9 protein-coding genes are annotated in these 12,794 nt (G+C 56.3%); 3 read left to right on the top strand and 6 right to left on the bottom strand.

Annotation, left to right across the window (positions count from 1 at the left end):
- Positions 1 to 107: 107 nt before the first annotated feature.
- Positions 108 to 1,355 (bottom strand): hypothetical protein, encoded by a 1,248-nt coding sequence (locus FVQ81_05275; protein MBW7995979.1) that lies wholly within the window; start codon positions 1,353 to 1,355, stop codon positions 108 to 110.
- A gap of 46 nt (positions 1,356 to 1,401) precedes the next feature.
- On the bottom strand, positions 1,402 to 2,373 hold the full coding sequence (locus tag FVQ81_05270) for a sensor histidine kinase (protein ID MBW7995978.1): 972 nt from the start codon (positions 2,371 to 2,373) through the stop codon (positions 1,402 to 1,404).
- Positions 2,374 to 2,695: 322 nt separating this feature from the next.
- Here FVQ81_05270 and FVQ81_05265 point away from each other — a divergent pair, with 322 nt between their 5' ends.
- From FVQ81_05265 to FVQ81_05255, 3 genes are all read left to right on the top strand, one after another.
- Positions 2,696 to 6,295, top strand: a complete 3,600-nt coding sequence (locus FVQ81_05265; GenBank protein ID MBW7995977.1) for a hypothetical protein — start codon at positions 2,696 to 2,698, stop codon at positions 6,293 to 6,295.
- Positions 6,296 to 6,498: 203 nt separating this feature from the next.
- Positions 6,499 to 7,164 carry a hypothetical protein gene (locus FVQ81_05260; GenBank protein MBW7995976.1) on the top strand — a complete coding sequence of 222 codons (666 nt, stop codon included), beginning with the start codon at positions 6,499 to 6,501 and terminating at the stop codon, positions 7,162 to 7,164.
- Positions 7,165 to 7,279: 115 nt separating this feature from the next.
- Positions 7,280 to 8,776 (top strand): sodium-dependent transporter, encoded by a 1,497-nt coding sequence (locus FVQ81_05255; protein MBW7995975.1) that lies wholly within the window; start codon positions 7,280 to 7,282, stop codon positions 8,774 to 8,776.
- Here the strand turns inward: FVQ81_05255 and FVQ81_05250 are convergent.
- The 4 genes from FVQ81_05250 to FVQ81_05235 all read right to left on the bottom strand — a co-directional run bounded on the left by FVQ81_05250 (position 8,773) and on the right by FVQ81_05235 (position 12,666).
- The gene (locus FVQ81_05250) at positions 8,773 to 9,726 is read right to left on the bottom strand and encodes a hypothetical protein (protein ID MBW7995974.1); all 954 of its coding nucleotides are present in this window, start codon (positions 9,724 to 9,726) and stop codon (positions 8,773 to 8,775) included. The genes FVQ81_05255 and FVQ81_05250 overlap by 4 nt on opposite strands.
- A gap of 14 nt (positions 9,727 to 9,740) precedes the next feature.
- A complete protein-coding gene (locus tag FVQ81_05245) occupies positions 9,741 to 10,172 on the bottom strand; it encodes a hypothetical protein (protein ID MBW7995973.1) in 432 nt (143 codons plus the stop codon).
- A gap of 216 nt (positions 10,173 to 10,388) precedes the next feature.
- Positions 10,389 to 11,354 (bottom strand): hypothetical protein, encoded by a 966-nt coding sequence (locus tag FVQ81_05240; GenBank protein ID MBW7995972.1) that lies wholly within the window; start codon positions 11,352 to 11,354, stop codon positions 10,389 to 10,391.
- A 13-nt stretch (positions 11,355 to 11,367) separates the two neighbouring features.
- A complete protein-coding gene (locus FVQ81_05235; protein MBW7995971.1) occupies positions 11,368 to 12,666 on the bottom strand; it encodes a hypothetical protein in 1,299 nt (432 codons plus the stop codon).
- Between the last annotated feature and the right edge of the window lie 128 nt (positions 12,667 to 12,794).

Here is a 12,794-nt window from a genome sequence, read left to right as displayed (position 1 = left end):
ATTTCAGCTCCACCGCGAGCTGCGAGGCGTGCTATCGATAAAAAAAGGCGCGGTGGAATACTCCACCGCGCCTCGGTTATTCCGGATGTCTCTCCGAGCTTTCCGCCTCAGGCCCCGATATCCTGCAGCAGCAGCAGCGCCTCGATAAAATAGTAATCGCCCCACGAGGTCGCTCCGGACACTCCCCGGCTTCCCCTCTTGGTCCAAACTCCCCCGTCCAGAAGACCCCTGGCGTTTTGGGTCATGTAGGCGTTATTAAGTTGGCTGATAATGGTGAAGGCCGTATCCCGATATTTCTTGCGCTGGGCGGCGGTGGGAGTCAGCTTGGCCAGTTTCAGCAGCCCGGCCGCGGCGATAGCGGCGGCCGAGGTATCCTTCTGCCTGTCGGCGCCCGATGGCAGTTCGAAATCCCACAGCGGAATCCCGTCGCCGGGCAGGTTGGCAATCAGGTAGTCGGCGGTTCTGAGGCCGGCATTGAGGAACACCGTGTTCTGCTCGTGACGGTAAGCGCTGGCCAGTCCGTAGACCGCCCACGCCTGGCCCCGGGCCCAGACGCTCGATGCATCGTAACCCTTGGAGGCGTACTTTTCGTTCTCGGCGAGTTCCGGTGTTCTCTCTCCGAAGATGGCCCCGGTGCCGGGGTCGAAGTCAGCGACGTGGAGGATCCTGCCGTTCCCGTCGATCAGACGGCTGACCGTGAACGCCGTGTGGCTGGTGGCCTGACGGGCGTATTCAGGGTTTCCGCCGGCTTCACTGGCCCAGTAGAGCAGGTCGAGGTCCATCAGGCTCTCAATCGACAGCCTCCGGCCCAGGACAGCGTCTCCCGCCTCGCCCCAGGCCGGGAAAAAACCGGCTCTGTTGAACCTGGAACTCAATTTATCGGCGGCTTCAAGCGCCACCTGCCGGTAGGACTGGTTACCCATGATCTGGTAGCCGGCAACATAGGTGGGGTAAAAAACCATGCCCAGGCCGAAGCCGCCTCCCTGGCTTTTCATCGGTTCCAGGCTCTGCATCCAGACATTGGCCAGGTTGATCGCGGACGTGTCGCCGCTGCTCTGGTAGATCAGCCACAGGATGCCGGGATAATAGCCCCTGGCCCAGGCAAAATCCTCGTCATCGACCCAGCTCCCGTTACTGGTGTGGGTAGGAAACCCGCCGTTGAGACTGCCGAACGCGCCGTTGGCCTTGTTGCCGGCGATCTGCAGGAGGTCCGAATACAGGACGCCGGTTTCAGTTTCCAACCGGGTGGGTTTGTAGCCGAACATGCTGCAAGAGCAGAAGAAAACCAGGGCAAGCAAAGAGACTGAAAGCAACAGGCTGACTGACAGGCGATGGAGGACGGCTGGGAGCTTCAATTTTCCCTCTCGGCTGATGTGCTGGAATGTGGAGGATTATTATTTTCTATTTAATCGTGAAAAACAACTGGACCGTGGTACCACGTCCCGGCTTGCTGTAAATCTCCATCCTGCCGCCCTGCCGCTTCACTTCCTCGCTGGCCAGAGTCAGCCCGATTCCCTTGTGGGCGCTGTTGCGGTCTGCAAATGTACTTACCCGCGGGCGGCACATAAGTTCAAAAACTCTGTTGTTATAGTCGGAGTCGTCGCGACGGATCTCATCGGCGATGCCGGGGTCGACCGCCTCGACACTCATCGCGCTGCTGAGCACTCCCTGCCGGTCCACACCCCGACCGTTGTCCGCCACGGTTACCTGCAACTGCCGGAACCGCTCAAAATACCTCGAGTAGAGACTGACTGTTCCACTGTCACCGGCGGCGGTAAGCGCGTTGCACACTATCTGGTAGAGGGCCAGGTAGATCCCGTCGGCCTCCCCCACCATGTGCGGCAGGTTCTCGTCCAGCTTATCGTTGAACTTCACCCGCACCAGCCGTTCGTCGCCGGGCGGCAGCAAACCCTCGCGCCACGGGCAGGCGGCAAGCTGGATGTCGCGAAACAGGTAGTTGACATTGAACATGGTCGGGTCCTGCTTGCGCGCAATAGTCTTACGAAAATATACAAGCGAACGCTGAATGTGGTCAAGCAATGAAACAGCCACCTTCTGAATCTCCCGGTAACCCGGGATATAGAGCACCTCGATCATGCTTTCCGCGCTGTCGCCCAGATTCAGCGAGAGCCTGCTCAAGCCGGTGGCGAACCGCCGGGGCCTCATCTTGCCCAGTTCGACTATCAGGCGGCCGATCAACTGCAGGCGCTCCAGCACTTCGCTTTCGTACAGCCTGCGGACATCGTCCTGCAATTCTCTGCTGGGCCCGAAACACTTGCCCTTAACCTTCGCCTTCAGGCCCATCACCAAGTCCACCGCTTCCCCGGCCGCCTGGGAGATGGTGCCGTACGTCGCCAGGTAGTTTTTAGTCATGGTCGCCGGTCCGCGGATACAGGTTCCGCGCCGCCTGCCGGCAGTATTGACCCCGGCGGCGGATGAGGTTAGAATTGAGATATAACTTACTGCTCAGTCTTAAGATACCCCCGGTTATCACCCTGCGCAAGCGGTTTGGCTTAACGGGCTGACTGTTCATTTTGTGGATAAAGTTGGAAACATTTCATTGCCAGCAATGTATAAAGAGGTACGCCGGCGGCAAAAGAGGCCGTCCGCGGTGAGGTGATCAGGTGATAGATGACTGGCGGCCGGCCTTCTTCACTGCCCGGCTTCCGTAATATCAGAGTGAGGGTTTCCTGCCATGAAAAACCATCGGACATGCCCCACGGCCCGCAATTCAAATCCAGGCTGGCTGATCCGGCTTTGTAATACGTATCTGCTCTTCGCCCTTCTCGCCATCGCCGCCATCGATACCGGCCCGGCCATGGCCCAGTTCGGTAAGAACAAGGTCCAGTACGATAATTTCGACTGGAAAGTGCTCAAGAGCGAACACTTCGATATTTATTTCTACGAGAAAGAGCGGCCGATGGTGCTTGACGCCGCCCGGATGGCCGAGCGCGCCTATACGCGCTACAGCAAAATCCTGAATTTCAAGCCGCAGCGGCGGATCCCGCTGATCCTCTACGCCAGCTTCACCGATTTCTCCCAGACCAATGTCCTGCCGGAGGAAATCAGGGAGGGACTGGGCGGCGTGAACGAGTTCATGAAGAAACGGGTGATCCTGCCGTTTACTGGAAGCTGGAAGGATTTCGAGCACGTGCTGACCCACGAACTGGCCCACGCGTTCCAGATCGATATTCTCTGGGGAGAAAGCACGCCGGTGTCCAACCCGTTCGCTTTCATGCCTCCGCTGTGGTTTATCGAGGGCATGGTGGAGCAGCTGAGTATCGGCAAAATGACCGCCAATACGGAGATGTGGCTGCGTGACGCGGCGCTCAACGGCTACCTGATGACCCTGGAGCAGCTGAGCTACATGCCCCAGGGAGCCTACACGTTCGGCCACTCTTTCTGGTTCTTTATCGCCCAGCGCTACGGCCACCGCAAGGTGGGCGAGATACTGCAGAAAACCTCGCTGTTCAGCAGCCTCGACAACGCGTTCCGCTCATCTGTGGGCGCGGAGATAAAAACGTTGAGCAAACAGTGGAACGAGGACATCCGCAAAACATACCTGCCCCAGATTGTCAACTTCCAGAAACCGGAGGATTTCAGCCGCCAGCTCACCAACCACGAGCGTGACGGGAGCAGTTTCAACACAACCCCGGCGCTGAACTCCACCGGCGAGCTATTCGCGTTCACCACCAACAAGAGCGGCTATATCGATATCCGCGTGGCCAGCGCTATCGACGGGCGCAAGGGCCGCACCCTGGTGGGCGGGCAGCGCAACCCCGAACTGGAGAACCTGCGGTTCCTCTACACGAGTCTCGACTGGAGCCCCGACGACCGGTTCCTGACCTATGTCGGAAAAGTGGGGCCCGAGGAAGCGGTTTTCGTCTACAATTACTACAACAAGAAAGTGGTGCACAAATTCAGCCCGGGGCTCGATGGCGTGCTGACGCCGGATTTTTCGCCCGACGGCGGGAAGATCGTGTTCAGCGGGATCGACGGCGGACTGAGCAACCTCTACACCATCGAAATCGAAACCGGATCGATCGAACAGATCACCGACGACAGCTACACCCAGCGTGACCCGGCCTGGTCGCCGGACGGCAACAGGATCGCGTTTACCACCGAATTCGGGCCCGGCACCGATCTGGACAAGCTGATTTTCTCCGACTACCGGATCGCCGTGCTGGAACTCGATACCGGCCAATACACCGTACTTCCCAACAGTTTCGGCAACAACATCTCGCCCCAGTGGTCGCCGGACGGGAGCAAGCTGGCCTACGTCTCCGACCGCACAGGCATCCCCAATATCTTCTACCACGATTTCGTCGACGGCAGGGACTACCAGGTGAGCGATATCCTTACCGGCGTGTCGGGGATCACCGCGAACAGCCCGTGCCTGTCATGGTCGAGCGGCAGCGGACGGCTGGCGTTCAGCGCTTTTTTCAACTCCGGCTGGGACATCTATATCATCAACAATCCCGAACGGATGGGCAGGGAATGGGTGCCGGACACCACCACAAGTTTCGAGTACAACACGGTGCACCTGGAGGCCTCGCAGCGCCGCATGAAAGAAATCCGTCAGCAGCTCCGCCTGGCCGCCGGAGACAGTATTTCAGGGATGGCCGATTTCGCAGCGCCGGCCGACAGTGATCGGATGGACCCCGAACGTCCCGCGAAAATCGTCGCGGCGATGGCGTACGAAACCTCATCGTCAGCGGAGATGGTCCCCGATGATCAGGAGGAGACGGGAAAGAGCGGGCACGCCGATTCGCCGGATTCGGTTTTCGACCCCGCCGACGCTCCCTCCAGCGGCAGCGTGCCGGAGTTGGATATGGCCGGCCTGGGACCCGATGAAGACAACCTTGAGGTGCAGGAGAAAACCGGAAACCCGGATTTCGGCGACAGCTTCATTGCCGTCCAGGATTCAGCCCGGAACCTCTCTGCCCGGGATGCCGAACCGGCCGGGATCACATCCGAGAGTAACGATTCGGCACTGGCCGCGGACAACGCCGGGATGGCTGCCGACTCCACGCTGGAGATCGCAGCCGGGAACTCGCTGCCGGCCGGAGTTGATTCGCTGCTGATGCTGCGGGATAAACCTGACTCCCTGCCGGTGATCAGTTTCGAGTTCGAGATGGACCGTTCGAAGATCCCTCTGCCTGATACCGCCAGTTTCGAGTACGCCAAGTACAAGCCGAAGTTCAGTATCGATTATGTCACGGGCTACGGCGGTTACTTGGGCAATATCGGGGCCAGCGGCGGCGTGTTCCTTTCGCTCAGCGACCAGCTGGGCAACCACAATATCGCCATAGGCGCCAATATCTACGGCAAAATCCAGGACAGTGACCTGTCTTTTCAGTACATGAACCTGGAGGGCCGCACGAACAAGGGCTTCTTCATCAGCCAGTTCCGCGACCTGTATTACTACGGAAGCTACGGGAACACCAACGAGGCGCTGGCCAATCTCTGGCGCGGGGCCGGCCTTCTGTTCAGCCGGCCGTTCAACAAGTTCCGGCGGATCGAGTACGGACTCAGCGCTTACATGGTCAGCCAGAAAGCTATCGGCATCAGTTTCGATCCCTATTACAGTTATTACCCGCCCCAGGAGAGGACCCTGGTAGACTACGGCACCAGCTATTTCGCCGGACCGCAGTTGGCCCTGGTCTACGACAACAGCGCCTACGGGCTGACCGGACCCGTGGACGGCGGCCGCTACCGTCTGAGCGCCAACCACTATTTCGGCGAACTGAGCTACACCGAACTGATGGTGGACTGGCGTAAATACTGGCTGTTCTGGCGGCGGGTGACAGTGGCGCTGCGCGCGGTGGGCGGCACCCGCTTCGGCAACGACCCCCGCCTGTTCTACATCGGCGGCCCGTATACGTTCCGCGGCGCGTGGTACGGTGACCTCTACGGTCATAACGTGGCGTTCACCAACGTCGAGATCCGTTTCCCGTTTATCGATTTCCTGGCGATGGGCTGGCCGCTGCCGATCAGCCTGCGGGGAATCGGCGGCGTATTCTTTTTCGACATGGCCGGAGCCTGGCTGGAGAACGACACGTTCCAGCCGTTCACCAAAACCAACGCCAAGTGGTTCAAGCTCAAGAACGCCCAGGCGGCATACGGATTCGGTATCCGCTCCAACCTGGGCTACCTGGTCCTTCGCTTCGACATGGCCAAGACCCTCGACCACTACGACTCCAACTACTACCAGACTCCCAACGGACTCTACCGGACGGTGGAGCTTGTGGAGGGACGGCGGCGTAATTTCTTCTCGATCGGCTACGACTTCTGATTGCACGCTATCGTTTAAGGCCTTATTTTAACCCCGCCGGAGTCTTCCGATCCCGGCGGGGTTTCTTTTTACCGCTCCAGTGGCAGACCCGCCGGGTCTTGCGGTTTATGGAATGACTGATTAGAATTATAAACCATCTAACACTGCGAAAACATTAACGTTGTGCTCCAAATACATTTCACACCAGCCACGGAGGTATCCGGATGCGTCTGCAACACTCTTTTTTCCTCTGCACAGCCCTTTGCGCCGCTATTGCGGCCGGCCTCGCCGCCCAGGATAAAGCCAACCTGCTCAAGGAAGGCAAGGACAGCAACGGCGACGGCAAGCAGGACACCTGGGTCTACAGCAACAACCAGGCTAAAATCGAGCTGATCGAGGCCGACGAGAACGGCGACGGCACGGTCGATAAATGGCGCCGGTTCGACAAAAACGGGACCAAGGTCAAAACCGAGGCCGATACTGATTTCGACGGGGTCCTGGACACCTGGACCATCTTCGAGGCCGGTAAGAGAGTCCGCGTGGAGAAGGACCGCAACAACGACGGCAGCCTGGACCAGTGGCAGCATTTCAACCCCGAGACAGGCAAACTGAGCAAAGTGGAGATCGCCAGCAAGGGCGACAAGGCCGATCAGATCACTCTCTACGACACCGACGGAAAAAAGACCGAGATGCAGCAGGACTCCAACGGCGACGGCACCATGGACCGCTGGACCGAATACTATGCCAACGGCAAGCCCAAGGTTATAGCCTATGACACCAAGGGCAGCGACGGGAAGCCCGATATCTGGCAGAAATACAACGAGGACGGCTCCAAGGGCCAGGCCGGTTTCGATACCGATGGAGACAACCAGCCCGACACATGGCAGTAAGCCCGGCTCATGCTCCGCCGATCCGGTCCGCCGCGCGAATCAGTGCGGCGGACCGGATCGGTGACGATTCATCCAGGGCCGGCTCCCGCAACCGGGAGACGGCCTTTTTTGCTGCATGGAGGTTATCGTGAACGCAAACGCCGCCGGACACTTGGACGCCCCGCCGCGCGAATCATTCTCCTCGCGCTGGGGCCTGCTGGTCACTGCGATCGGGATCGCGATCGGCACCGGCAATATCTGGCGTTTCCCGCGGGTGGCTGCGGCCAACGGTGGCGGGGTGTTTATCGTCCTCTGGATGGCGTTCCTGTTCCTGTGGTCGATCCCCCTGCTGATAGTGGAGAGCGCGATGGGCCGCACTACGCGTCACGGGACAGTCGGCTCGTTCGCATCGCTGCTGGGAGCGCGCGGCGCGTGGATGGGCGTGTTCGTGGCGATCACCACCACGGGTATCCTCTGCTATTACGCCGTGGTCACCGGCTGGTGCATGAAATACCTCACCGGCTCGCTGATCGGCACGATCGGGGGGGAGACGGGTGTGGAGTACTGGCATGCGTTCGCCGGCAGCGGTCAGGCGGTGGGGTTCCATCTGGCGGCGGTGGCTGTCTGCTGCGTGATCGTGCTGGCCGGGGTGCGCGCCGGGATCGAAGCGACCGCCAAGGTGTTTATCCCTATACTGGGGCTGATTTTACTCTACTCGGCGGTGCGGGCGCTGATGCTGCCCGGCGCGGGCGCGGGGGTGCGCTTCCTGTTCAGTTTCGACCCTGGCGATTTCCTGCGGCCCCGGGTGTACCTGGAGGCGCTGAGCCAGTCGGCCTGGAGCACCGGTGCGGGCTGGGGCCTGCTGCTTACTTATTCGGTCTACGCCCGTGCGCGCGAGCGGGTGGTCGAGAACGCGTTTATCATGGGTCTGGCCAATAACACCGCCAGTATCCTGGCGGCGCTGGCCGTGATCCCCACCGTGTTCGCCCTGCTGCCTGCCGAAACCGCCCTGGCGGCGGCGACCACTCCCGGCGAAAACAGCACCGGGATGACATTCATCTGGATCCCCCGTCTGCTGGGCGGCAGCGCGGGCGGGCAGGCGATGCTGTTCCTGTTTTTCCTGGCCTTGGTGCTGGCCGCGCTGAGCAGCATGATTTCGATGGTGGAGATGGCCGTGCGCAACCTGCTCGATATCGGTATCGGGCGCAGGGCGGCCACGCTGGCGGTGGGAGCGCTGATCGCCGCGGCCGGAGTGCCCAGCGCGCTGAGCTCGGGCTTTTTCGACAACCAGGACTGGGTCTGGGGCCTGGGGCTGCTGGTCAACGGCCTGCTGTTCTGCCTGGCGGTGACCAGCTACGGTTTCGACAGGTTCAGGAGCGCGATGGTGGAGCGTGACTCCGAGCTCAGCGGCGACATGCATCTGCCGCACTGGTTCGGACCCGTGATCAAGTACCTGGTGCCGGTGCAGTTCGTGGCTCTGCTGGGCTGGTGGTTCTGGCGCTCGGCGGGCTGGGCCGAGCGCTGGTGGGACCCGCTGGGGACATTCAGTATCGGCAGCGTGCTGGCCCAGTGGGGAGTTGCAGTGTGTCTGGCGCTGTGGCTGGGCCCCAAACTGGCCCGGCGGCTGCGCTAGTTCGGCTGGTAGTAAAACAGCTCCGCCTTGTCTCCGTGGATCTTGGCCCACACCGGGCGGCCGTCACGGAAACCGACTAGGTCGTAAAGGGGGTCTATATCAGGCGAGGGCGGGAGCACCAAGTACATCCGGCCCGTGGCGCAGTCAATGTACTCTAAAGAATGAGAATCGACATAAACCACAGTTTTATCCTCAATAACACCCCATTCAAGGAAGAACGCATACACATTGCGTATTTTAAATACAGAATAATCGCCCGGTAACAATTCAATTCTCTGATCGCCGTCGGTTATATATAGTTCAGCGGGAGCATCTACGGTTTGGCAGAAACCATAGATGCCATCAGGTGAAATTGCATCGTAACTTTTATAAGCTGTCTTGTCATCCAGGGGATTGTATATTGCAGCAATACCTCCAGCAATGTTAGTATAAATTTTATTATCACATATTTGCCAATTGATATTTCTAAAGGCTTCTACTTCGCTAAAGATTTGTTGTTTTGTACCACTATTCACATCATCTATCCATACTTTGCCTGTTGAATAGAATTCATAATCATTTTCTGGCAAATCCATTTTGATATAAACAATTTGATCTTTAACTGGGCTCCAAGAAAAATCGCCCACGTGGCAAATTGAATCCGAAGCATTTGATTCTAGGTCCATAATTACCAGAATTAATGGATCCCTTCCTTTGTCCTCACAAAGACAAGTATCCCGCAACGCCCATTTTGCTCTCCAAGCCAAATATTTTGATGTTGCCGATAAGCGAGCTTTGTAAATTTGCATATCAGTATCATCAAATACGGTCTCCACATCCAAGCAATCAGAATTAATAACTTCTATTTTATGTTTTGAAGAGAGCTTCACATAAGAATTTGCATGCGCCTTACCTGCAACTATGAGCTGATATGAACATATAACTGCAAATAATAATAGAACAAATCGCATCTCATGCTCTGCTATTAATGTGGAGCATTAACATGATCGTGATCATTGTGCTCATCTTTGTCATCATGCTGTACTCTATTGTCAAATTCGTCCGCAAGGTTCTCATTCCCAATGTAAACAAAAGTAGCCCCGCACTCCAGGTAGCGCTTAATCTGCTCACGGTGGGCGTCCTCATCGTAATTACCTTCTTTAACTAAATCATTACCGGTATCAACACCAAAATCAATATCCACGGCATAACCCCTGGCATGGCTTTTACCGGTATACTCTCCGTACTTTACTCCATCCCGCACCGCCTTGTTGCCGATCGATGGTATTTCGCCTTCAGTTTCCTTAAAGTGCAGGCTGGCAAACGTATCGATAAAAGCTTTTAGCGACGGCAACCCCCACGATTTTTCAGGGTCACAGTATCCCTTGTAATTCGTACCGCTTACCGGGATATGCATGAATCCATGCGCCGTGTAAATAATATCCAGCTTAAATTAAGATAGGCATCTGATTGGCGACCGCAACCTGAAAAGCGTACTCCGCGCTCAGGCCACGGGTACAGAACGTTACTTTCATGCTCTCGCCTGCTCCCGGTAACACCGCCGCTAAAACAAAAAAAGCCGCCCCCCTCATGTTGCGGGAAAGCGGCTCAAATAACACTATTCTTTTTGCTCTCAGTAGTAAAACAGCTCCGCCTTGTCTCCGTGGATTTTGGCCCATACCGGGCGGCCGTCCCGGAAGCCGACCAGGTCGGCGATTGGGTCTATGTCCGGGGAGGGAGGGGTGACTTTATACATCCGGCCGGTTTCGCAGTCCACGTATTCCAGATACATAAATCTTACATAAGCAATGGTCTTACCATCCAGTTTACCCCATTCCAAGAATCCAGCATAGATTTCATCCGCTGTAGACTTGGAATCTGCACTTTTAATAAGCTGTATTTTCTTTTTGCTCTCCAGGTCATATATCTCAGCCGCATCTTCTTTATTATCGTAAAAACCATATTTGCCATCGGGTGATACTTTCAGGTAGTATCCCCAAGCCTCCAATACTTGTCCAGTTACTGGATCATAGTGTCTATCCGAACCACTAAGACATGACACGCACAAAGTATTTTTATACTCTGACCAATATAGGCTGGTATATTCATGGCAGATGATTCCGCTGATCTCCTCGCGAACACCGCTCGTGGCGTTGTATAGCCAAACAGAACGCCCCGCTGAGTGGTGATTACCCCACTTTTTATCCTCCTCTACTTCATAATAGATAAAAGTCAGTTTATCCTCGCTTGGTGACCAAACATAGTCAAATGTATGACAAATTGTGTCTGAAACACCTGTATCGAGGTCCGTTATGACCAGGATCATTGGGGCTTCAATCAATGGTATATTGCACTTACAAGTACTGATATCTCGCCAAAACTCCTTCCAGGCAAGATACCTGCTCTTGGGAGAAAGCTTAATACTATATAAATGATATATGTTCCGTACAGTGATCCTGTTAACAATATTCTCAACTGAATCAACAACAATCATGGCCTTCTCTTCTTGAACAACATATTTCTTTGAAGCCATTGAAGTGTTAACAAGAAGTCCTTGCAATAAACTAATAATCAATATAATACCGATATTCCACTTCATGTTTTTCTCTCCTTCAATGGGGCGCGTGAACATGATCGTGATCCTTGTGTTTTCCCTCATTATCCAATACAACCCGCCCATCAAATTCGTTTGCCAGTTTTGGGTTACCTACCAAAACATAGTTTGCCCCGCATACCAGATAACGCTTAATCTGCGCCCTGTGGGCGTCTTCATCGTAATTACCTTCTTTAACTAAATCATTACCGGTATCAACACCAAAATCAATATCCACGGCGTAACCCCTGGCATGGCTTTTACCGGTATGCTCGCCGTACTTTACTCCATCCCGCACCGCCTTGTTGCCGATGTATGGCATTTCGCCTTCAGTTTCCTTAAAGTGCAGGCTGGCAAACTTATCGATAAAGTCCCTTAGTTCAGGTAAGCCCCAACTGGCCTCGGTCCTCCCGTATCCCGTGTAATTTATCCCATCATGGTCAATCTTAATAAACCCATGCGCCGTGTAAGTAATATCCAGCTTAAACAAGATAGGCATCTGATTGGCGACCGCAACCTGAAAAGCGTACTCCGCGCTCAGGCCACGGGTACGGAATTTCACCCGGCATGGACTGCTCTCGCCGGGCAAGGATATAGCCAGCGAATTGCGGGCCTCATATTTTGCATCCTCGTATTCTAATTCCGTCATTTCCTCACGCGGAACTTTTTCATCATCCGTACCCTTTCTGATAACTTTTTTGTCCAGCCCGTTTTCCCAGTTCCTGGCCTTCGACTCCCCGGTCTCCTCGTACTCGATCAGTACCGGCATGCCCTGCGGCCCCTGGAACCGCAGCTCCACTTTCGGCTCGTCACCGGCCGCGGCCGCGGGGTAATCCACCGCGATGTATTTCCCCTGCCCGCCGTTCCAGTCGCTTAAATCCTGACCGTGCACGGTCAGGCGGAAATCCCGCAGGCCCTCCCGCACCAGTTCCCTGCCGGCCGTGTTCATCACCTGCCTGTACCTGGGAAGGTTTTGCGCCACTTCCCGGAACTCGTCCCTCAGCCAGTGCAATTCCCGTGGAAACCCCGGGAACCGGGCATATTTCCTGACGGTGGGCATTATTCTGTCAACCAGCGCGGAAATCTCCCTGCCGTGCCCGGCCATCGCCCGCGCCTGTTCGCCGCCCACCTGCCCATCCTCCACTACCGCCCACGCTTTCCGCTCCAGCCGGGTGTATACCCGGCGCGCCCTCACCCCCACTGCATCGTCCACCCTTTCCAAGTACAATACGCTCTCCAGCGCATGGTCCATGAAATGGTCAAGCTTGTCCAGCCCCCCGCCTCCGCCCGCGTTCTCTCCGCCAGTCTGCAAAGCCATTTTCCCGCCCTCCCGGAATAAATGATAATGCATTACACTCCCAGTTTAATAGACCCCGGCCCCGCAGTCCAGCGCACTTTGTGCACTTGCATACGTTTTGACGATTCTGCGCAAAATATTTTTCGTTT

This window comes from Candidatus Glassbacteria bacterium, from assembly GCA_019456185.1.
Classification (GTDB): Bacteria; Gemmatimonadota; Glassbacteria; order GWA2-58-10; family GWA2-58-10; genus JAJRTS01.
The sequence above is the reverse complement of the archived record's forward strand: the minus strand, read 5'-3'. Positions and strand labels throughout refer to the sequence as shown.